The sequence below is a fragment of the Virgibacillus oceani genome (genome assembly GCF_041521345.1).
In the GTDB taxonomy this organism is placed as follows: Bacteria; Bacillota; Bacilli; order Bacillales; family Amphibacillaceae; genus Virgibacillus_N; species Virgibacillus_N oceani_A.
The window spans coordinates 1-22083 of the sequence record NZ_JBGOHB010000047.1 but is presented as its reverse complement, the minus strand read 5'-3'; the positions used below and the strand labels follow the sequence as shown (position 1 = coordinate 22083).

Annotated in this window: 16 protein-coding genes and 4 pseudogenes; 16 read left to right on the top strand and 4 right to left on the bottom strand. The window is 36.4% G+C overall.

What is annotated here, in order from left to right:
- Positions 1 to 130: 130 nt before the first annotated feature.
- The 7 genes and pseudogenes from ACDX78_RS21875 to ACDX78_RS21845 all read left to right on the top strand — a co-directional run.
- Positions 131 to 673 (top strand): helix-turn-helix domain-containing protein, encoded by a 543-nt coding sequence (locus ACDX78_RS21875; RefSeq protein WP_486030781.1) that lies wholly within the window; start codon positions 131 to 133, stop codon positions 671 to 673.
- A 23-nt stretch (positions 674 to 696) separates the two neighbouring features.
- Positions 697 to 2766 (top strand): hydantoinase/oxoprolinase family protein, encoded by a 2070-nt coding sequence (locus ACDX78_RS21870; protein ID WP_486030780.1) that lies wholly within the window; start codon positions 697 to 699, stop codon positions 2764 to 2766.
- Positions 2744 to 4486, top strand: coding sequence for a hydantoinase B/oxoprolinase family protein (locus ACDX78_RS21865; RefSeq protein ID WP_486030778.1), 1743 nt, complete (start codon positions 2744 to 2746; stop codon positions 4484 to 4486). The genes ACDX78_RS21870 and ACDX78_RS21865 overlap by 23 nt, the downstream gene beginning before the upstream one ends.
- 16 nt (positions 4487 to 4502) lie before the next feature.
- Positions 4503 to 5816, top strand: coding sequence for a purine-cytosine permease family protein (locus ACDX78_RS21860; RefSeq protein ID WP_486030777.1), 1314 nt, complete (start codon positions 4503 to 4505; stop codon positions 5814 to 5816).
- A gap of 455 nt (positions 5817 to 6271) precedes the next feature.
- A complete protein-coding gene (locus tag ACDX78_RS21855) occupies positions 6272 to 6661 on the top strand; it encodes a HEPN domain-containing protein (protein ID WP_486030776.1) in 390 nt (129 codons plus the stop codon).
- 110 nt (positions 6662 to 6771) lie between these two features.
- Positions 6772 to 7038 (top strand): hypothetical protein, encoded by a 267-nt coding sequence (locus ACDX78_RS21850; RefSeq protein ID WP_486030774.1) that lies wholly within the window; start codon positions 6772 to 6774, stop codon positions 7036 to 7038.
- Between the two features lie 134 nt (positions 7039 to 7172).
- Positions 7173 to 8051 (top strand): annotated as a pseudogene (locus tag ACDX78_RS21845) (GDP-mannose 4,6-dehydratase); the annotation flags it as partial.
- A 471-nt stretch (positions 8052 to 8522) separates the two neighbouring features.
- Here ACDX78_RS21845 and ACDX78_RS21840 read toward each other — a convergent pair.
- Entirely contained in the window at positions 8523 to 9416 is an 894-nt protein-coding gene (locus tag ACDX78_RS21840; RefSeq protein WP_486030772.1) for a LysR family transcriptional regulator, read from the bottom strand.
- Positions 9417 to 9550: 134 nt separating this feature from the next.
- On the opposite strand from ACDX78_RS21840, the gene ACDX78_RS21835 reads away from it, so the two are divergent.
- The 9 genes and pseudogenes from ACDX78_RS21835 to ACDX78_RS21795 form a co-directional block, all read left to right on the top strand.
- The gene (locus ACDX78_RS21835) at positions 9551 to 10546 is read left to right on the top strand and encodes a dipeptidase (protein ID WP_486030770.1); all 996 of its coding nucleotides are present in this window, start codon (positions 9551 to 9553) and stop codon (positions 10544 to 10546) included.
- Positions 10547 to 10566: 20 nt separating this feature from the next.
- On the top strand, positions 10567 to 11385 hold the full coding sequence (locus tag ACDX78_RS21830; RefSeq protein WP_486030768.1) for a tetratricopeptide repeat protein: 819 nt from the start codon (positions 10567 to 10569) through the stop codon (positions 11383 to 11385).
- Between the two features lie 22 nt (positions 11386 to 11407).
- On the top strand, positions 11408 to 12967 hold the full coding sequence (locus ACDX78_RS21825) for an ABC transporter substrate-binding protein (protein WP_486030766.1): 1560 nt from the start codon (positions 11408 to 11410) through the stop codon (positions 12965 to 12967).
- A gap of 149 nt (positions 12968 to 13116) precedes the next feature.
- Positions 13117 to 14037, top strand: coding sequence for an ABC transporter permease (locus tag ACDX78_RS21820; protein WP_486030765.1), 921 nt, complete (start codon positions 13117 to 13119; stop codon positions 14035 to 14037).
- Positions 14038 to 14054: 17 nt separating this feature from the next.
- The gene (locus ACDX78_RS21815) at positions 14055 to 14951 is read left to right on the top strand and encodes an ABC transporter permease (RefSeq protein ID WP_486030763.1); all 897 of its coding nucleotides are present in this window, start codon (positions 14055 to 14057) and stop codon (positions 14949 to 14951) included.
- Between the two features lie 78 nt (positions 14952 to 15029).
- Positions 15030 to 16031, top strand: a complete 1002-nt coding sequence (locus tag ACDX78_RS21810; protein ID WP_486030761.1) for an ABC transporter ATP-binding protein — start codon at positions 15030 to 15032, stop codon at positions 16029 to 16031.
- The gene (locus tag ACDX78_RS21805; protein ID WP_486030759.1) at positions 16009 to 17025 is read left to right on the top strand and encodes an ABC transporter ATP-binding protein; all 1017 of its coding nucleotides are present in this window, start codon (positions 16009 to 16011) and stop codon (positions 17023 to 17025) included. The genes ACDX78_RS21810 and ACDX78_RS21805 overlap by 23 nt, the downstream gene beginning before the upstream one ends.
- A gap of 2 nt (positions 17026 to 17027) precedes the next feature.
- On the top strand, positions 17028 to 18845 hold the full coding sequence (gene pepF / locus ACDX78_RS21800) for an oligoendopeptidase F (RefSeq protein WP_486030757.1): 1818 nt from the start codon (positions 17028 to 17030) through the stop codon (positions 18843 to 18845).
- Between the two features lie 1006 nt (positions 18846 to 19851).
- Positions 19852 to 20058, top strand: a pseudogene (locus tag ACDX78_RS21795) (type II toxin-antitoxin system PemK/MazF family toxin); the annotation flags it as partial.
- Between the two features lie 64 nt (positions 20059 to 20122).
- Here the strand turns inward: ACDX78_RS21795 and ACDX78_RS21790 are convergent.
- The 3 genes and pseudogenes from ACDX78_RS21790 to ACDX78_RS21780 form a co-directional block, all read right to left on the bottom strand.
- Positions 20123 to 20221 (bottom strand): annotated as a pseudogene (locus ACDX78_RS21790) (ATP-binding protein); the annotation flags it as partial.
- Between the two features lie 415 nt (positions 20222 to 20636).
- Complete coding sequence (locus ACDX78_RS21785) at positions 20637 to 20960, bottom strand: hypothetical protein (RefSeq protein WP_486030755.1); 324 nt, start codon at positions 20958 to 20960, stop codon at positions 20637 to 20639.
- 37 nt (positions 20961 to 20997) lie between these two features.
- Positions 20998 to 21138 (bottom strand): annotated as a pseudogene (locus ACDX78_RS21780) (sunset domain-containing protein); the annotation flags it as partial.
- Between the last annotated feature and the right edge of the window lie 945 nt (positions 21139 to 22083).

The window sequence follows — 22083 nt, the reverse complement described above, 5'->3', positions numbered from 1 at the left end:
TATCGAAAGCATCTCTGAAACTTGAATAATTCACACTAATTCAAAAATGTATCTTGAATTCCTGTAGTGACTAAGGTAATATTATTACAATATATTAAAATAATTATAATAAAGTATAAAAGGTGATTTGATGGAAGAAGTGTTTAAAAAAATAAAAGAACTTCGTATTAAAAATGATTTAACGCTGGTTCAGCTTTCCAAAAAGACAGGGCTATCCGTAAGTTTTCTATCCCAAATTGAGAGAGGCACTACAAATCTTGCCATAACGTCCTTAAAAAAGATTGCTGATGCATTTGATTTAAATATGACTTATTTTTTTGGTAAGGAAGAGAGCAGTAGTTACCTGGTAGCTGATAAACAACAGAAAAAGTTGAGAATTGAAGGTATAGAGGAAGAATTGACCAGACTAAACGGATCTTTTAATGGGAGAGAATTGGAACCTTTTCATGTCAAGGTATTACCGAAGACTGTTTCTACACATAAATTTACTCATCAGGGAGAAGAATTTTATTACGTGCTTACAGGTGAAATTACTTTTATGGTTGACGACCAATTTTATATTGTAAAGCAGGGGGAAAGTATTCACTTCCCCTCTTATTTGCCGCACAACTTTGAAAATAAAACAGAAGAAACTATTGAAATGATCATAGTTGTTATACCAAGGTTATTATAAATTACAGAAAAAGGATGATACAAATGAGAATTGCGACTGATATTGGAGGGACATTTACTGATTTGGTAGGTGTTACGGATGATGGAGAAATTATCACTGCTAAAAGCCATACAACCACACCTAACTTTGAGAAAGGTGTACTGGATGTGATTAAGAATACAGCCTTAAATCCAAATGATGTGGATATGTTTATTCATGGTTCTACCATAGTAATTAATGCTTTAACAGAAAGAAAAGGGGCAAAAACGGGGTTAATTACCACAAAGGGATTCAGAGATGTACTCGAAATTGCCCGTGGAAACAGACCAGACCTCTTTAATTTACGTTATAAAAAACCTGTTCCTTTTGTTGAAAGATATTTACGGCAGGAAGTGGAAGAAAGACTAAATTATAAAGGAGAGATCACTACTGCTCTGAATATGAAGGGAGTTAAACAAGCTGCTGAATATTTTAAAAAAGAAGGCGTTGAAGCAATTGCCATTGCTTATCTTTACGCTTATTTAAACCCGGTGCATGAAATTAGAACAAAAGAAATGATACGTGAGCTTCTTCCGGATGTTTCTATTACGGCATCCCATGAGGTTACAAAGGAATGGCGTGAATATGAGCGGACTAATACTGCAGTTTTGAACTCTTATGTAAAACCAGTAGTATCCAACTATTTAACTAAGTTGGCCGATGGGCTGAGAGAGACTTCTATTAACGGACATAAATATGTAATGCAATCTAATGGTGGGACAACTACATTTGAACAAATGAATAAAACACCTATTAACATGGTTGAGTCCGGTCCGGTTGCCGGCATTTATGGTGCTTCTATCTTAGGTGAACTAATTGGTGAAGAAAATCTCATCGCGTTTGATATCGGGGGGACTACTGCAAAGTGTTCTTTGATCGATAAAGGTGAAATGAAAGTAGATACGAACTATTATATTGAAAAGAACGATAAAAATGCAGGATATCCTATTAGAGTTCCGGTTGTCGATATTATAGAAATAGGGAATGGTGGGGGTTCGATTGCAAGAATTGATAAAGCGGGTTCATTAAGGGTTGGACCTGAATCGGCCGGAGCAAATCCCGGTCCAGTGGCATATGGAAACGGCGGGGAATTGCCGACAACTACGGATGCAAATCTTTTAACAGGCCGTCTGTCAATTAAAAACTTCGATAGTGATACTGAGATGGATGAAGTAACACAGGCAATCAGTGATAAGATTGGTCAGCCTTTTTCTATTTCTGCTGAAGATGCAGCACTTGGTATTATTCGTATTGCTAATTCCAATATGCTGCAGGCACTCAAATTAATTTCAGTCAGAAAAGGATATGATCCGAGAGATTTTACACTTGTAGCTTATGGCGGAGGTGGCGCGATGCATGCACCCGCGCTGGCAAAAGAGCTAGGAATCAAAAAAGTAATCATTCCAAATGCTTCCGCTGTGTTTTCATCATGGGGGATGCTTATGACTGATTTGCGCCATGATTACATTCAGACTTTTATCATGCAGGTGAATAAAATTATACCGGATGAAATGGATGATAAATGGGCGGAATTACAGGAAGAGGCTGTTAAACAATTCCAAGAAGAAGGAATGCCGGAAGACAAAGTTACCTTTTTCAAATTTGTTGACATGAGATATAAAGGACAGGAACATACTGTAAAGGTTCCTTATCCGGCTGGCGATTGGCGTCATGACTTACAAGAGCAGTTGGAAAGTTCATTTCATGAATTGCATGAAAAAAACTATACCTACAGATTGAACGACACTGAAATGGAAATTGTTAATCTTCATTTAACAGCTCTCGGGAAAGTAAAAAAACCAGAAATCAAAAAATATCAGAAAAGCGGGTATACAAGGGAAAATGCCGTCAAGGAAAAAAGGCAGGTATTGTATGAGGATATTGGTTGGATAGAGGTAGAAGTATATGACAGGGAAAAGTTAGCTTCCGATTATGAGATTGAAGGACCGGCCATTATTGAAGAAACCTCTTCAACTACCGTCCTCTATTCCGATCAGAAATTGCATGTAGACGACTATGGAAACCTGATAATTATAATTGGAGATGAGATAAATGAGCAAAACAGATGGCTTTGATATTTTCACATTGGAAATTGTAAAAGATTCTCTTCTTGCAGCAGGAGATGAAATGTTTGAGACATTGGCAAGAACGTCAATGAGTCCTATTATTTATGAAGTCCTTGATTATGCCAGTGGGATCACGGACAGTAAAGGAAATTTATTAACACAGGGAAATGGGGTTGCGGGATTCATCGGCATGCTTTCCCATATGGTGCAATACACAATTGAAAAATATCCGGAAAAAGATGACTTGAAGCCGGGAGATGTCATTATCATTAATGATCCTTATGTTGGCGGGGGATCTCATTTATCAGACGTGGGATTGGTTTTGCCTATTTTTTATCAAGGGGAACTCATTGCTTTTTCTGCCAATAAAGCGCATTGGACAGAAGTTGGCGGGAAGGATCCGGGGTCTTTCAGTAATGATGCTACAGAAGTTTTTCAGGAAGGCTTGCAATTTCCTTGTGTTAAGTTAATGAACGAGGGAGTGATGAATGAAGCTTTACTCGAGATGATAAAGGTGAATGTGCGGCTCCCCGAACTTTCGACAGGTGACCTATGGGCACAGATAGCTGCTTTAAGAACCGGAGAGAGGCGGATCACAAGCTTATGTAATAAGTATGGAGAGGATACATTATTAGAATCGATGGATCTGCTGCTTGATCAGGGGGAAATACTTGCCAAAGAAGAGATGAAAAAACTCCCCACAGGTACCTATACTGCAGTTGACTATATTGATGACGATGGATTTGGAAACGAACCTTTTAAAGTACAGGTAAAGGTGACTATCACTGATGATAAATTTACCTGTGATTTCAGGGGAAGTCATCCACAGGTTCCAGGACCAATTAACAGTTCTTATTCTGCATTAGTTACAGCTGTACGAGTGGTTTTCCTAAGTATTACAAATGTTGGCGATGTTGTAAATGACGGAGTGTTTCGGCCGCTTGAGGTAATCAGTGATGAAGGGGCAGTGTTTTCAGCTGCTCGACCTGCGCCAACTTCTATTTATTGGGAAAGTGATGGGTTTGGCGGAGACCTTGTATGGAAGGCTTTAGCTCCTCATATGACAGATAGACTTGGGTCAGGTCATTTTCTTTCTGTTTGTTCTGTTACTTTATCTGGAGAAGACCCTGACACGGGTGAGGATTTTTTGATTGTGGAACCATCTGTAGGAGGTTGGGGAGCAGCAGAAGAACAAGATGGTGCAAGAGGGCAGTTTTGTATCGGTGATGGAGAAACATACAATGTTCCTGTTGAAGTTGCTGAAACCAGGTATGGCGTAGAGATAGAGGAATATGCGCTTAGAAATGATGGCGCCGGTGCAGGTGCGTATATTGGCGGTTCTGGTGTTATTCGTTCCTATAGAGCATTATCAGATAATCAAATGGTCTCCGTAACATTTGGAAGAAATAAGTTTCTTCCATGGGGTATTCTGGGAGGAAATGAAGGATCCGCAAATGAATTTTACGTAATCAAGGCTAATGGTGAGAAAAAAGGGCCTTTCAGCATTTATGCAAGATATCCATTGAATAAAGGGGACGTTGTTCAGCTGATCACAGGAACAGGAGGTGGTTATGGGGATCCTTATAAGCGGAAAAAAGAACAGATTATTGAAGATGTGAGAAATGGGTATATCAGTTTGAATCAAGCAAAAGAAATGTATGGGGTTGAATTGGATCCTGATCATCTTACAGTTCTTAATGAAGCATCTGAAAGGGAGAGTACAAAATAATGGGGGAGTGAAAAAAATGGAGAAAGTCAATAAGGATGTAATGAATACCAACACGGTAGAGCGGGATGAAGCCATCGATAAAGTACCTGATGGGCAACGGGGACACTGGATAGGACCTGCCTCCATTAATGCAGGGCTGGAATTTACTATCCCTGTATTAACGACTGGAGCTATCTTGGCCGGTAGTTTTAGTTTATGGACCACGTTCTGGATTATTCTAGTTGCATTAGCTATTACATGGGTGGGGAATGCATTAAATGGCTACATGGGTGCCAAAACAGGGAGGCCTTCCACTGTTATAGCGAGGACATCATTTGGAAGGATTCAAGCACGAATCGTCATTGGTATAAATATTATGATTGTCTGTTTGTTTTGGTGGGCTCTACAGACTCATGTGGCCGGTGATGCCATTGCAGCAATGTTCGGGATCTCGAAAGAAACGGATTTGGGTATATGGATCATTATTGTTCTCCTTGCAGGTATTACTTTTGCGATTCCATCCATTCTTGGATACGAATCCATGAAATGGACGGATTATATTGCGGTTCCTGCTGGTTTAATTTTAATCGTATTTGGTATTTATTTAGCAGTCGACAATATTGGATGGAGTGGTATTACGGCATGGAATCCCACTTCAACCATGTCAGTGATTGCAGCAATTTCCCTAGTGATCAGTGTAAACATTTCACAGTGGGTTGGTTCCGCAGACTATACTCGTTATGCAAAGCCAGTAGTAAAAGATAATATGCTGATACCATTAGGAATTGTTGGGGTAGGTTTTCCTTTGTTTATGGTAGGTGCAATTATGTCAGTGGGTGTTGGCGAAGCTGATATTGTTGCCATTATGCTAAGTTTGAATTTTCCAGTGTGGGGTTTTATCATTCTTTACTTGGCGACCTGGACAAGTCAGCTTGTAAATAATTACAGTATGGGACTGGCTTTATCCAATATGTTTAACGTGAATTCCGGTAAAGGAAGAGCAGTGCTGACACTTGTTGGAACTGCTGTCGGACTGGCACTTGCGATGACTGATATTATGACGCAGTTTGAAAACTTTCTTTACATCATAGGGTTGACTACTCCGCCAGTAGCAGCAATCATGATGACTGACTTTTTTATAATTCGAAAGCAACAATTTAAGGATATTGAAGGATGGAACTGGGTAGCTACCGTCACCATGATAATCGGTTTTGGATTCGGCTATCTTACGCAGTATGTTTATGTCATCGGTATGCCGCTTCTTCAATCGTTCTTATTAACTTCACTGCTTTATTATGTAGGAATGAAGATGAAAGGGAAGATGAAACCGGATCAGTTTACGGCTAGCTGACATATGTTTTGGGGTCAACACTTTCACCATACAATCAAGAATAGAGTACTTTTCAAAAAAACAAAAAGTTTGGCAAATGAACTTCCCGGGAAATTCGGGGAGTTTTTTTATTCATAAGCTGTATGCTCAGGTGCCAAGTTAGAAAGAAGCTTGGTTTTGGGCACCTGTACTTACCGAATTTTGTCGGAAAAACCAAATATGCCAGAAAGGTTATGAACTCATAGGAATGGTATTAACTGAGGTATCAAATAAATGGTCATAGGAACTGGGGTTAAAAAAATCAACTTTGTAGCCCTCATCTGTAACTAACTTCTTTAATTTTACCATAGTTACATTCTGATTGCTGCTGAATTTTTTTAGTAATACCAAACAGTTTAATATTAATTTTAGGGGCTACACAAAACGAAAAGATACACTTTATTGATTGGATTGATTATAATAATGAGGAGGACAATATGAACAGAGCGGAATTACAAAAACTAGCCGAAACTCGTTTAAAAGAAGCTGAAGTTTTATTTGAAGCCAAGCGCTATGATGGAGCATATTATTTAGCGGGATATGTTATAGAATGCGCACTTAAAGCATGGATTGCAAAAAGTACCAGAAAGTATGATTTTCCTGATAAAAAAATCGTAAATAAAATATATACCCATGATTTAGAGAAATTAATTGGGATAATTGGTGTAAAGATACCCAGGGAATTAGAAATCAAGTGGAATATCATTAAGGATTGGTCTGAAAATGATCGCTATAGAAACCATACAATGTCAGAGGCAAAGCATATCATTGAAGTGGTAAATGATTCAAATAAGTGGGTATTCAGGTGGATAAAAGAACACTGGTAGAAAAGGATTATAAAGATGGTGCCATGCTTGTTACGGAGTTGGATAAAGCTGCATTTCATGTTCAAGCAGCATTGTAGTTATATGATACAGATAGAGATAACTGGAGGCTGATGATCGCTTCTAAAGACTATGACAAAACAGGTCCAGCAAACACGTATGAGCATATTAATGAAGTTTTGACACAAATTGTACAAAAACATAGTGATTACGGTATTGCGTTGAATAATATTTCAGTTGTAAGTACGAATTATAAGCTAATAAGACTGCTGGGAACTGCAATTCATACAGAGCCGGATGATGTCTCTGGGATCAGATTTACAAGAAACGCCATCGATAATCATTATATTGAAGACGCTTATATTTATCGAATAGCTTAGACTTTTAAACAAAAGCGTCATATATGTGGAATTACTTTCGATCGTTTGAAGCAATTCTCGGACAAAATTTAGGGTGCTTGCCACTTCCTGAATTTTTTTCGAATGTTTATGGATAAGATGAAGGTAGAGATAAACTGAAATGGCATCGTTTGAATAAGCTTAAACCGTTTGATAACTTTACATTTGTCAAAGCGGAAATAACTGATAAAAATATCATCAATAATATAGTTGAAGACTACAAGCCTAATGTCGTGGTAAATTTAGCCGCCCAAGCTGGTGTACGTTACTCTATAGAAAATCCAGATGTATACTTCGGGAGCAATGTCATTGGTTTTTACAATATTCTTGAAGCCTGCAGACACCATCCAGTAGATCACTTGGTATATGCATCTTCAAGTTCTGTATATGGAGCGAATAAGAAAGTACCATTTGAAGAAACTGATTTTGTAGATAACCCTGTATCCCTATATGCATCAACGAAAAAGTCCAATGAGTTAATGGCACATACGTATAGCCACTTGTATCATATTCCAGCAACAGGACTTCGCTTCTTTACTGTCTATGGTCCCATGGGTCGCCCAGATATGGCATATTACGGTTTTATAGATAAGTATTTTGCCGGAGAAACGATTAAGATTTTCAACAACGGTGATTTCAAGAATGACCTTTACCGTGATTTCACCTATATAGATGATATTGTAATTGGAATCGAAAGGTTAATAGGAGCCGTTTCTACTGATCCAGTACCACATAGAGTCTTTAATATCGGGAGCAACAACCCAGAGAAACTGATGGTATTTATAGGAGCACTGGAAAAAGCTCTAAGTAATGCAACTGGTAGAGAAGTTGAATTCAAAAAAGAATTTGAACCAATCAAGCCAGGGGATGTTCCAGCTACATATGCTTCAACAGATCGCCTACATGAAGCTGTAGGGTTTAAGCCAGAGACTTCTATTGAAAAAGGATTGCAGAAGTTTGCGGATTGGTATGTGGGGTATCATGGGGTGGAGTAAGACCTGGGACCGTAAGGTCCCTTCCCTATATTGATAGAAACTAGATAAGCGTTTAAAGGACTGATTTAGCTTCGATATATTGTCGAATAGCGTTGAACTATTGGAGTAGATTGGTATATAATAGCTTCTTCGCTCTTTAGTGTGGGAATCGAAGTTAGAATAGGAGGTTTTATATGGAGCAGCGGGCATGATAGCATTGAATGCGTGAGCCAACATTCCTTAATGCTTGGCGGCTTGGCTCGTGATTCATGCTCGCAGAGACTCCATGTCAAATCGACTTTTATTCTACCTTTTAACAGTACACTCAACACTAAATAGCGGAGAGCCAAAAAGTTGAACTTTGCAGAATGCACTACTTGAACTCAGAGTTTGTAGAATTGGAAATAAGATGCGAGATTTCTGTAACTTTGAAATGAAATTTAAAAGAAGGCATAACTGGTGATATTATTATAAGTTATGCCTTTTAATTTTCTACGATAATTCAGTGAATTCCGGTAATTCTTCAATGAAAGAAATGAATGTTTCGGTAACGTGTGATTTTTCTGAGTTTTTACGAACTAGAGCAATCTCCAAATACTCATTACAATTAGCAATTTCTTTAAAAACAACACGGTCATTATTTAAATTAGTTAAAGATATTGGAACAACAGCAATCCCTAATTCTTCAGCAACTAATGAAATAACAGATGTAGAAACATTTGCGAGTAAATAATCTTTTGGAGAAAAGTGATTACTCCTAAATATCTTTTTTATTGAGTCAGAATAGGCAAAACCGGAATCTTGAGGTACTAGTATAAATACATCTTTCACTAGTTCTTTAAGGTGTATTGGATTTGTTGTATTAGCTAACGGGTGATTTATAGGTAATGCCAGAACAAACTTTTGCTTATTCACAACAGAAATAGATAAATCATCTTTGAAAATGGGTGGGCATAGAAACCCTATACTAATACGCCCGTCTTCGAATGCAAGTAATTGCTGAGGAGTATTAAGTTCTATGAGTCTTATTCTAATAGATGGATATTTAAGCTTAAATTGCTTTAAAAATGGGATTATAAAAAAAGTAATAGACCCTGTTAAACCAATACTTAGTTGACCATACTCACCCTTATGTGCATTGATAGTATCTTGAGTTGCTTTTTCTGTTAAACTTAAAATTTTGTAGGCTTTTTCAAGTAAAACTTTACCAGCATCTGTTAATTCTACCCCCTTGTTTGATCTATTAAATAAAATTACACCTAGACTTTCTTCGAGGATTCTAATATGTCTGCTTAACGGAGGTTGACTGATATTTAATCGGTATGCAGCTCTAGTAAAATTTAATTCCTCAGCCACAGCAACAAAATATTCCAATTGATTCATCATGACTATCTAGCCCCCTTTATCATACCCATATTATATCATCATTATTTTATTTTTGTATTATATAAATTAATAAAATTATGCTATTATAAAGAAACGAAATAATTTTCAATAAATTAAAGGGAGAGGATTTGGAGATGAAAGTTTTAAACCCGGTAATAGATGGATGTATTTTTATGGATGCTGATTTTGAAGGAATTTCTAAAGGAATTATGAAATCAAAAGTAGACACATTTTTTCTAACTATGAATTCTTTTGCTGGATATGGTGAGACTGTCAAATCAATTACCAAAATCTATAAGTTTGTGGAAGATGAGCCTAATATTAGGGTAGCAAGAACCTATAATGAGATTATTGAAAACTCAGATCAAGGTAAAAAATCTCTGATACTCACTTTTCAAGAGCCATATCCAATTGGAAACTCACTTAACAATTTAAGAACTTTTTATGAAATGGGTGTGAGGGTAGTCCAGTTAACTTATAATAAGTCCAATTATATTGGTAGCGGGTGTACTGAAACGAATGGAGGGGGGTTAACAGACTTTGGAAGTGAAGTTGTTTTAGAGATGAATAAACTAGGGATGCTGGTTGACCTGTCACATTGTAATGAGTTAACGGCTAGAGAAGCAATAAAAACTAGTGAAAAACCGGTAGTCTTCTCGCACGGGAATGCGAGTAGCGTTACAGAAAATCCCCGTAATAAGAGTGATGAACTTATTGAATTAGTTGCCAAAACTGGGGGAGTAATCGGGCTTACACCATGGGCTCCGTTATGTTGGAATAAGAATGAAATTAAACAACCTGCTTTAGATGATTATTTAAATCATGTAGAGTATGTTATTAACTTAGTAGGAATTGATCATGTTGGATTTGGTAGTGATGTCAAAATTTTAGACACTCCAAGTATAGAAGGTGCTCAAACGCAAGCTACATTTTATCCAGAAGTCGTGGGGGGGTATTATGGAAAAGTAGGTATGGACAGGGAGATATCTCACGCCAAAGATTTTAAGGGAGCAAAAGAGATTGATAATGTAATCGAAAGTCTTCTAAAAAGAGGTTACAGTGAAACAGATGTCAATAAGTTTCTAGGTGGTAATTTCTTAAGAGTACTAGAAAATGTTATTGGAAAATAAATGAGGAGGAAGGGATTAATATGAGTAAAGGAAAATTCATGAATATTGTCTTAACAGATAAAGTCGATACGATGGAAAATCAGGTGAGCTGGTTAAACACTGACTCAAGTGTATCAAGAACAGAGGAGTATAGAAATATTGAAAATAAAATTGAGAAAGATAAATTTAGCGCAGATTTAAGAGTGGAGAAGGGATTAGAACTTTGTAAGTCCATGTTGTTTAAAGAGGCAATTGATGCATATTCAGAAGCTATTAGCCTTGATCCATTTCACGCTCTTGCATATCGTCATAGAGGTCATCGTTATTTATCTATACGTATGTATAATGAAGCCGCAGCAGATTTTGAACTATCTTCAAGGTTGGACCCTACTAATTGGGACACCTGGTACCATCTAGGTCTATCATATTATTTATTACGAGAATTCGATCGCGCTGAATGGGTATATAAAATATGCCATGACATGACAAATACTGATGAACTATTTGTTGCAATTGCAGATTGGTATTGGATGACTTTAATGCAAAATGGCAAAACTGAAACAGCTGAAAAGCTATTGTCGAATGTAAGCACTGAAATGGATGCTGGTCCTAATACCTCCTACTATAGAAGGTTGCTTATGTACAAAAGTTTAATAGATCCAGAAGAGTTAATTCAATATGATGGAGCAAAACTACCGGATTTAGAACTTGCAACACAAGGGTATGGTCTTGGTTTTTACTATTTGGTTCAAGGTGATAGTAAAAAGGGAAAAGAGACTTTCCAGAATATCATCGAAAAGTCATCTTTATGGTCAGCGTTTGGATATTTAGCAGCGGAAGAAGAATTAAAACATTTGTAATTTTAAAACGAGGAGGATATCTATGAAAAATAAATACCTTTTTTTTATCCTTTTATTAATTCTCATGTTAGGACTAGTTGGTTGTGGCTCAGAAGAAGGAGAAGCCGTTGATGATGATCGCGATAGTAAATTAATCTTTGCACCGAATACGGATGTTCAATCGCTTGACCCTGCATTTGCAAATGATTTTACTTCCATGCAAGTAAATGAAATGATCTATGGCACTCTGCTAGCATTTGATGAGGATATGAATATTGTTGGGGATCTGGCAGAAGCGTGGGAAGTCTCAGAAAATGGATTGATATGGACTTTCAAGCTAAGAGAAGGAGTTTCATTTCATGATGGTGCAGAATTTAATGCTGAGGCGGTTAAAAAAAGCTTTGATCGACTATTGAATATGGATTATGGATTAGTTCATTCCTCTAGTTTTCAGTATATTACTAATGTGGAAGTGCTTGATACCTATGAAATTACTTTTGAAACAGAAGAACCATATGGATTATTTGAAGAGCAAATGGCAGCTAATGCAACAGCGATTATAAGTCCAGATGTTATCGATGAACATGGAAAAGATGTTGGGGAAATAGTGGAATCTGCTGTTGGTACTGGACCATATAAAATAACAGATTGGGAAAAAGATGAAATGATGGTATTAGAAAGAAATGATGACTATTACGGTGAATTAGGTGTAACTCAAGTTATTGAATACAGACCAATCCAAGAGGATGCTACTAGGGTTATGGCTTTAGAAGCAGGTGATGTGGATATTACTCATCAGATTCCAGCACAGGATCTAGAAAGGCTTGAAGGAACGGAAGGAATAGAAATTATTAAACAACCGGGGCATGGACAACGTAAATTTAGATTTGATTTTACTGATGAAGCATTACAAAATGTGGAAGTACGTCAAGCTATACTACATGCTATTGATAGAGAGATGATTTTAAATCAGGTTGTTCCAGGGATTGGATTTTTGTCTACGAGTGCAATGCCTCCAGTTATGCCTGATTATGTAGACCTTGGGGAAATTCCATACGATCCAGAAAAATCTAAAAGACTTCTAGCTGAAGCAGGCTATCCAGATGGATTCGAAACGAAAATTACAACTACTGACCGTTATATACAAGGGGTAGAATTAGCTGAGATAATCAGTGATCAATTAAGTCAAGTTGGAATTAAAGCAGAAATTAATGTTATGGAATGGGGAGATATTTCTTCCGAATGGGGTGGATTGACAGCGGATGAGTTTGACCAAGGTATTTTCATTATGGGTACAGGCGGAACTGACTCTGATAGACAATTGCGTCCTATCTACCAAACTGCTGAAACAAACGAAAGAAACTATGGATTTTATTCGAATGAAGAATTTGACAAAGTTATAACGGAAGCATTAACAGAAGTGGATACGGAAAAAAGGAAAGAATTATATGCCAGAGCACAAGAAATTGTTTATTTAGAAGATCCAGCATCGTTCTTTTTGTATGATCAATATACCATAATTGCGCAAAGAGAAGGTGTTAAAGATGTAAGTATTAGCCCATTCTCAATGATAACGTTTGAAAAGGCGTATATCGAAGAATAGATAAGGGGTTAGGGGAGACTCCCTAACCTTCTTTTACAAATTTATCATAAAAGAATACCTGCTATTTAATGTATTGAGGTTGGAATAATATATTATTTATCAGTTTCTGAAATTTGAAAACATTAACACGTACAAGGGGGGGGTATTGTATGGGTCGATTCATTTTTCAAAGGGTTTTACAAGTTATACCGGTTTTAATTGGAGTAGCTATCTTAGTATTTAGTATGTTGCATTTGATACCTGGTGATCCTGCTAGACTGGTTGTCGGTATTGAAGCAACTAAAGAGACAATTGAAATTGCAAGAGAAAATTTAGGGTTAAATAAGCCTTTATATGAACAGTTTTTCAGCTTTATTGGAAATGCACTGATAGGTGATTTAGGCACTTCCGTCCAATCGGGAGCTCCTGTAACAGAAGAGCTGGCAAAGAGAATTCCAATAACTGCAACAATAGCTTTAGGAGCAACCCTTTTTGCGGCCTTTTTTGGAATGCTAGGGGGAATAATAGCAGCAATTAGACAAAATAAATTTACAGATAATGCAATTATGGTTATAGCACTTCTTGCTGTTTCTACACCCTCTTATTTTCTTGGATTACTCTTATTAATTATCTTTTCCTTACATCTTGGTTGGTTTCCGGTATTTGGGGTTGATACTCCAATGCATTATGTATTGCCAATTGTAACCCTTGGTGCACAGTCAATGGGTTTAATCGCCAGAATGACCCGATCCAGCATGCTGGATGTTATAAGACAGGATTATATACGGACAGCTAGGGCAAAAGGTTTACCAGAACGGGTTATCATATACCTTCATGGCTTAAAAAATGCATTAATACCGGTCGTTACCATAATTGGTCTCCGTTTTGGAGGTTTACTTGCTGGGACAGTATTAGCGGAGATCGTCTTCTCTGTTCCGGGAGTTGGAAGGTATTTAGTTGATGCTATACTTGCAAGGGATTATCCAGTTGTTCAAGGAACTATATTATTAGTTGCCTGTATTTTTGTATTAATTAATATTATTGTAGATGTTACCTATAAGTTAGTTGATCCAAGGATTCGTTATGAATAGATGGAAAGGAGAAAAATATGGGGAGTCAATCACAATCATTAAATAATAGGATAAAAAAAAGTAGTACGAAAAAGAAAAGTGTCTTATTGTTTTGGAAAAGGTTTTCAAAAAGAAAAGTTTCTGTATTTGGGTTAGTAACCATTCTATTGTTTATACTTTTGTCTACTATAGGTCCTTTACTTACTCCTTACGATCCAGTTGATCAAAACCTAATCAATAACTTTCAATCGCCGAGTATGGGGCACTGGCTTGGAACAGATAATCTAGGGAGAGATCTGTTAACCCGTGTTATTTATGGAGCTAGAATTTCCTTTCAAATTAGTATCGTTAGCGTTGGGCTAGGGTTACTTGGTGGATTAATTTTAGGAGGTATATCTGGTTACTATGGAAAGAAAATTGATACTATTATTATGCGTTTTATTGATATTATGTTAGCATTTCCAGGTATTTTACTAGCAATAGCAATTGTCGCTGTTTTAGGTAACGGTGTTTTAAACACAATGATAGCCGTTGCTATATTTACAATACCTGAATTTGCAAGGATATTTAGGGGTTCTGTTATTAGTATAAAAGAACAGGAATATATTGAAGCATCAAAAGCTATCGGATTTTCAGATTTTAAAATCATATTCAGACATATTACGCCTAACGCTTTATCTCCTTTAATAGTTCAAGCAACTCAATTAATGGGGACCTCTATATTGATAGCATCTGGCCTATCTTTTATAGGTCTAGGGGTTCAGCCTCCAAATCCAGAGTGGGGTGCGATGTTAAGTGGTGCAAGGGAATATCTCAGCACTTATTCGATGTTAGCAATTGCACCTGGAGTAGCGATAACATTAGTGGTATTAAGCTTTAGTCTTGTCGGTGATGGATTACGGGACGTTCTTGATCCACAATTAAAAAATAAGTAAGGTATGTCAGTTTCTTCTAAATAAAAAGTCAATAGTTAGCGAACTTTTTCAAAATAGTGGTTGATGAGAGGTGAAAAAATGGATAAAGACTTATTAAAAGTAAGTGATTTACAAACCCATTTTCATACTGAAGAAGGTGTAATAAAGGCTGTAGATGGCGTGAACTTTACAATGCAAAAAGGAGAAACACTTGGAATTGTTGGGGAATCAGGATCTGGTAAAAGCATTTTATCTATGTCTATTATGGGGTTAGTGTCTACACCGCCTGGTGAGATTAAAGGAAAAATTGAGTTTAAAGGTCGTGATTTATTAGCCCTATCAAATGCAGAGTACAGGAAATTAAGAGGGCGCAATCTAGCAATGATTTTTCAAGAACCGATGACTTCATTGAACCCGGTTTTTACCATTGGAAGGCAGATTGAGGAAGTATATAAATACCATGAACATTCCTCAAAAAAAGTGGCAAAACAAAAAGCCATTGAAATGTTGCGGTTAGTAGGTATTCCAAAACCAGAAGATCGTTATTATGACTACCCACACCAATTGAGTGGGGGTATGCGTCAAAGGGTAATGATTGCTATAGCACTTGCTTGTAACCCAGAATTATTAATTGCAGATGAACCTACTACTGCACTGGATGTTACCATTCAAGCGCAAATTTTACAGTTAATGAATGATTTAAAGTTGAAATTCAATACTTCTTTAATCATAATCAGTCATGATTTCGGTGTTGTATCTAAAGTTGCTGATCGAATGTTAATAATGTACGCAGGGAAAATAGTAGAATATGGAACAAAAGAAGAAATATTTAATAATCCAAAACACCCTTATACAGAAGGGTTATTGAGTTCAATACCAAATATTGATACCCCAGTGGACCGATTAACAACGATTCCGGGAACAGTACCTTCTCCGAATGACTTTCCACAAGGGTGTGCTTTTCATCCTAGATGTAAGGATGCTATGCCAAAATGTTTGGCTAAACAGCCGAATTTAATAGACACTTTAAATCATTCGCAGGTAAGATGTTTTAAGTATGAGAAAGGTGATGTAAATGATGCAAAGTTTGTTAACAGTTAAAGATTTAAAAAAGCACTTTTCACTACCTAAAAAACCTTTTTCTAAAGATTCGAAGTCAATTAAGGCCGTAGATGGTATCAGTTTTAAAGTAAAAGAAGGAGAAACCTTTGGTATAGTTGGTGAAAGTGGTTGCGGTAAATCCACTACAGGAAGAATGATTTTAAGAATTTTAGAACCAACGTGGGGTCAAATAACTTACCAAGGTAAAAACTTACTCAGTTTATCTAAAAATGAAATGAAAAAAATGAAAAAAGAAATTCAAATTATTTTTCAGGATCCCTATTCTTCCTTAAACCCTAGATTCAAGGTAAAAGATATCATTCGTGAGGTTTTATTGCTTCATAATATTGTTCCAAAAGACAAAGTTGATTATAGAATTGTAGAGTTACTAGAATCAGTTGGGCTTGGTAGACAACATATGGATAGATATCCGCATGAATTTTCAGGGGGGCAAAGACAGCGTATTGGCATAGCAAGGGCATTGGCCCTGGAACCTAAGCTAATTATTTGTGATGAGCCTGTATCTGCGTTGGATGTTTCTATTCAAGCACAAATAATTAATTTAATGAAAGATTTACAAAAAGAACGGGATCTAACATATATATTCATCTCCCATGATTTGAGTGTTGTTCATCATTTATGTGACCGAATAGCGGTTATGTATTTGGGTAAAATAGTAGAGGTAGCTAACAAAGAGGAGATTTTTAATAACCCACAACACCCCTATACAAAAGCCTTATTAAACGCAGTACCTAGTGTAAATTCTCCTAGCTTGGAGGATATGGGTTTGTTAAAAGGTGATATGCCAAGTCCAGCAGATCCACCAAAAGGTTGTTCTTTTCACACCAGATGCCCATTTGCTATGGATATTTGTAAAGAAGTAGAACCAATTCTTGAAGAAAACGAGAATCAACATCAAGTCGCATGTCATCTTGTCACAACACTAAGCGAGAATAGTAATGAAAAAACTAATAAAGATAAGGTGGTTAACTAAAGATGACTAATAGTATTAGAGATCGGATGGATGTACCGATAGAAGAAACATGGGATTTAGGTGATATATTTAAATCGGATGAAGATTTATTTATTGCTATTGAAGAATTTAAGAGTATAGTTAGTCAATTCCATAGTGATTATAGGGGCAAAATTCAATGTTCAAATGATGTATTAAAGGCAGTAAGTGTCTATGAAGAAATTGAGAATAGAAGAACATTAATTAGACATTATGTTGATTTAAATTTAAAAATTGATCAAAAAAATAAAGAGTTTCAGAAAAAAGTTGATATAGTAGATATTGCCTTTTCTGAATTAGATAGTAAACTTTCATTCTTCCAAAGTGATATAGCTGGACTACCCGAGGAAGTGATTGAAAAAGTATGTTCAGAAAAACCAGAAATAAAGCCATTCATTAGAAAGATAGTTGCTAAGAAGAATTATTTATTAGATGCTGAAACTGAAAGAGTATTATCTAATTTTTCTTCAGTATTTGAATCACCGCGTAGGATTTATAATACAGCAAAGTTGGTGGATATGAAATTTGATGATTTTGAAGTAGGTTCAAAAAAATACCCAATGAGTTACAACTTATTTGAAAATAAATGGGAAATTGAATCCGATACAAATATTAGAAGAGCAGCATTCGATAGCTTTTCCCGTAAATTAGGACAATATAAACATACAACGGGTCGGGCTTATGATATGAAGCTTAGAATTGATAAGGTAAATTCTGACCTTCGAGGTTACGATACTATTTTTGATTATTTATTATTTGAGCAAGAGGTTGATAAGAAAATATTTTTCAGACAAATAGATTATGCTTTTAAATTTCTTGCTCCACATATGAGAAAATACGCAAATATGCTCAAAAAGATAAATAAACTTGATAAAATGACTTTTGCTGATTTGAAAATACCATTTGATCCAAATTATGAACCAACCATAACTTTTGAGGAATCAAAAGAATTTATTTATGATGCTCTTGAAATATTAGGGCCAGAATATATGGACATTGTAAAAAGTGCTTATGAAAATCGATGGATTGATTATGCTCAAAGTGCCGGGAAATTTACGGGAGCTTTTTGCTATACACCATATGGAGTGCATCCGTATGTATTAATTTCCTGGACTGGAAGTATGCGTGATGTATTTGTTCTTGCTCACGAATTTGGTCATGGTGGACACTTTCATTTGTTCAATCGAAATCAAAATATCTTAAACACAATCCCATCTATTTACTTTTTTGAGGCACCCTCAACTATGAATGAAATGATTTTGGGACGTTATTTAATGAAGAAATCAAAAGATTTAAGGTTCAAAAGGTGGATCATTTCTTCGCTTGTATCGAGAACATATTTCCATAATTTTGTAACCCACTTATTAGAAGCAGCTTATCAGCGCGAAGTGTATAAATTAGTTGATGAGGGTGAAACAGTTACAGCTAATGTTCTTTCTGATATCAAGAAAAAGGTGTTAGAGGACTTTTGGGGAGAGGAAGTTGAGATTAATAAAGGTGCCGAGTTAACATGGATGAGACAGCCACATTATTATTCTGGATTATATCCTTATGTATATAGTACCGGATTAACAATTGCTACTGAGGTTTCACGAGGGTTCTCCGATAAGGGTGAAGGTAAAGAATTGGTTAGGAATTGGTTAGAGGTATTAAAAGCAGGTGGTTCTAAAAGCCCAGCTGAACTAGCCAAAATGGTAAATGTTAACATAAATGAAGATATTGCATTATTAAATACTATTACCTACATTGGAGAGTTAATTGATGAGTTGGATGTGATTTCAAAAGAGCTCGGTGATCTCTGATAAATGATGAGCTTTACCTTGATAAATAAAAGTGAGACTGCACTAGCGATAGCGCGTTGCTAGTAGATCGATTCAGTATGAGTAAAATGTTTAAGGGAGAGAGACAGAAACTTGGATATTTTGATAGTGGGATTCAACTTTTACCGATTCTGTTTTTCGGAATGAAACCGTAGCAATATGTATATAAATATAACTAAAGATATGTATACTGATGACTATATAATTGCTATCCCCTTTGTGGCATTTTCATGGAATATAGTTAGTAATCAAGACTATGATTTTTTTCGACTTGTGCAATAGCACTTTGAAGTGATAAGTGCATTAATTAGATCATGAAGCCCATGAGAAAGGAACCGTATGGTTAGTACGCCACCGTTCTTGTTCGTTCTTTAAATGAATGATGTGACGGTAAACAAGCGCAACAGAGCCGTCTTGAACCAACTCATTCCGTTATGCTTTTGACGGTCAGCTACGGACAGGTCGTTCTCCCTTTCGCCCTTGTTACTGGAATTTCTCAAGCCCAACTGTTTACAATAAACAATTATAAGGTTTGTCCATGTTCAAAATCCTTGATCTTACGCTCTAAATACCTAAGTCCCTCTTCTTGACTATATATTTGGCCATTTTGACGTTCCTGCCGCACAGCAGAGATTTGCGGTGTGTTACAATAATGTGCAAAAAGGTGGTGCGTCAGATGAGAGTAGACCGTGAAAAGCTAAAGCGTATGATTGAACAAATGAATGAAGAAGAGCGAATTTATTAGGATTTCTTTTCACGTTTATGTTTTATGTCTATTCTTACAGCGAAACAAATAAAATCCGGATTCTTGGAAGGATACTGTACAAGACTTGGTCTATACCAGGTTAATTTAGTATCTGAAGTTGATGAGCAGGGTTCTATTGATTGGGTTGATGGTATTAAACATAAAAGGGACAACAATTGTGAAATGTATAAATAACACGACTGTGGGCCAAATTAATGGCCTTGTTTCTTTTCTTAACAATCCATTCGTGTGGCATTGGGGTCAGACCCCCACCACACTGTAGTAATTATACAAAATGATATTAGTAATGAGTTTTCACCTACAACTATTGTAGCTGTTATTACATCGCGAATTCAAAAGCCTAAATTACCCACTCATGTTGAAATGGATGCAAAAAAATATAATTTTGTCCGTAATTCTGTAATATTATTAGAACAAATTAGAACTATTGTATTTGGCAAGTAAAAAATGTATGAAATGGCATTTAAAAATGTATGCCACTTACCAACTCAAATTATTGCTGTAATAATGATTCCTTATAACGGAAACTTTCACCGTTAAAAAGGAGTAAATGTGAATTATGAATAAGTCGATCAATGACTGCCTCTGTTAGTTTTTTGAAATCAAAAGATCAGAATGAGAAAGGAGCAAAAATATATGAAATTTGGAGTGAGAAAACCCAGTTTAAAAAGAGTGTTAAAGCACGGACAACTGGAAAAATGAAAAGGAAAGCAAAATCTGCTGTTAACCCGATGTATGGCAAGAAAGGCGCAGGATGGGTGAGAAATCCCAAGAAAGCGGCTCATAATAAGGTTTACAAGAAGACATCATTTAGTATATTTGACTTGTTTAAAAAGTAAGCCTCAAATAAAGAGCGAGGGGTTTTTTATTGATCAATTCCGCTAATTCATACCATCCGTAGCGAAAAAATGGGGGGACAAATAGCCCCCTCATTATGTATATCTTGCTACTAAACCACTGTGAAAAATCAGGTTAAATATATTCCAGATTGCTGTTTCTCTTACGTATTACTGCTGTACTTTTCCCTCCGTCACACGCGGCATCGGATTCAACAACAAAAGCATCTCCAATCCAGTCAGTTCAGGCAGCCGTTCGACGAAAGCGTTCAGCTCTCTTTTTGTACCGAAACTGAAAGCAGCTAAATCCTGGATGGGAAAGAAAGCGTCTTCATCCTGTGCCAATTCGAATACCCGCACAATAAACATGCTGTCCTTTTCCTCCGAGAGCACGGCAAATCCCAATTGCGGGTGTTCTGCTGAAAAAATGGTTGATTCTACGTTCATGTGTTCCAGCATACTATCGTCGAAACGTACTTTCTTTTCCGAATGCATTACATCTCCCCTTCCATTTTCTCATGATTGCTTGACGCTAATTCCTTGGAGCCCGATAACCGGCATTCTCGGCTTCTTCCGCGGAACAGAACCACTGGACGACATTGGTTGTCCGGTCATAATAGGTGCTCCCAGGCACATGATAGATTCCACTTTCACTGCCTTTAATATCGCAAGCTGCATCCTCGGTTTTATTGCTGTCATTTTCGCTTGAAGCACTGACTTCCGTGCTGCTATTTGAAGAGGAGTCGTTACCAGCGTCGCTTTCTGAAGTGGTGGAATTATCATCACTGCTTGAAGTGCTTGTCCCACTGTCGCTTGACGTGGTAGTAGAAGATGCCACTTGCTTTTCTGCCTGTTCTAATTCTACCACAATATCTTCATAATCGTCTGTTAATTGTTTATTTTCATCCTCCAATTCGCTATATGATTCTTCGAGAACGTCATACTCCTCTGTTATCGATTCATAAGCTTCTGCTAGTTCGCCGTCCTCCTGTTCCGCCTCTTCCAATTGAGATAGAAGGTTCGTATTCAGAGCTTCCAGTTCGGAAATCTCCGCTACTAATTCCTCATTCTCTGTTTTCGCCGTCTGATAATTTCTGTGTTGTTTCAGCTGAAATTGGATGTATTTTTATATCCAATTACAAGTTCTACTTAAATTTTAGTAACTATGAGTCTTTTGAAAAATAATCTAATACTAATTCTAAGAAGCTTTGCAAAGCCCATGCTCCTTATATTGAAAACTCATTGCCAATTAATGATCCTAGTTCGCATCTTTAAATCATATATGACTATATTAGTATGTCATAACTGATGAAGTGCTACTAACTACCATGTCAATTTTAATTATTTTGTTAAAAGAGTTGCTGGGAATGTTAATTTTTGTTAATCAAATATAAATACATGCGGTATTTGAAATAAAAGTCAGTATCCTAAGGGGATTCTATGTTTATAAAGATTGTTTTCCGAGATTCGCATTCTTTTATCGATGTTATTTCACTAGCGTTGCATAAATATTGATTTAATTTTCTGTTTTTATCACTTTCTGGATTAGAGCCAAAAAAGTAAATACCCAATCAAAGGTGGCTCCATCCATTTGGGATTTATTTACAATTAGACTAAA

Excerpts from the sequence above, each read along its gene's own strand:
- ACDX78_RS21860 (WP_486030777.1), top strand. The coding sequence starts at position 4,503 with ATGGAGAAAGTCAATAAGGATGTAATGAATACCAACACGGTAGAGCGG.
- ACDX78_RS21875 (WP_486030781.1), top strand. The coding sequence starts at position 131 with ATGGAAGAAGTGTTTAAAAAAATAAAAGAACTTCGTATTAAAAATGAT.
- ACDX78_RS21870 (WP_486030780.1), top strand. The coding sequence starts at position 697 with ATGAGAATTGCGACTGATATTGGAGGGACATTTACTGATTTGGTAGGT.
- ACDX78_RS21805 (WP_486030759.1), top strand. The coding sequence starts at position 16,009 with ATGCAAAGTTTGTTAACAGTTAAAGATTTAAAAAAGCACTTTTCACTA.
- ACDX78_RS21815 (WP_486030763.1), top strand. The coding sequence starts at position 14,055 with ATGGGGAGTCAATCACAATCATTAAATAATAGGATAAAAAAAAGTAGT.
- ACDX78_RS21825 (WP_486030766.1), top strand. The coding sequence starts at position 11,408 with ATGAAAAATAAATACCTTTTTTTTATCCTTTTATTAATTCTCATGTTA.
- ACDX78_RS21850 (WP_486030774.1), top strand. The coding sequence starts at position 6,772 with ATGATCGCTTCTAAAGACTATGACAAAACAGGTCCAGCAAACACGTAT.
- ACDX78_RS21835 (WP_486030770.1), top strand. The coding sequence starts at position 9,551 with ATGAAAGTTTTAAACCCGGTAATAGATGGATGTATTTTTATGGATGCT.
- ACDX78_RS21865 (WP_486030778.1), top strand. The coding sequence starts at position 2,744 with ATGAGCAAAACAGATGGCTTTGATATTTTCACATTGGAAATTGTAAAA.
- ACDX78_RS21840 (WP_486030772.1), bottom strand. The coding sequence starts at position 9,416 with ATGATGAATCAATTGGAATATTTTGTTGCTGTGGCTGAGGAATTAAAT.
- ACDX78_RS21820 (WP_486030765.1), top strand. The coding sequence starts at position 13,117 with ATGGGTCGATTCATTTTTCAAAGGGTTTTACAAGTTATACCGGTTTTA.
- ACDX78_RS21810 (WP_486030761.1), top strand. The coding sequence starts at position 15,030 with ATGGATAAAGACTTATTAAAAGTAAGTGATTTACAAACCCATTTTCAT.
- ACDX78_RS21830 (WP_486030768.1), top strand. The coding sequence starts at position 10,567 with ATGAGTAAAGGAAAATTCATGAATATTGTCTTAACAGATAAAGTCGAT.
- ACDX78_RS21855 (WP_486030776.1), top strand. The coding sequence starts at position 6,272 with ATGAACAGAGCGGAATTACAAAAACTAGCCGAAACTCGTTTAAAAGAA.
- ACDX78_RS21785 (WP_486030755.1), bottom strand. The coding sequence starts at position 20,960 with ATGCATTCGGAAAAGAAAGTACGTTTCGACGATAGTATGCTGGAACAC.
- pepF (WP_486030757.1), top strand. The coding sequence starts at position 17,028 with ATGACTAATAGTATTAGAGATCGGATGGATGTACCGATAGAAGAAACA.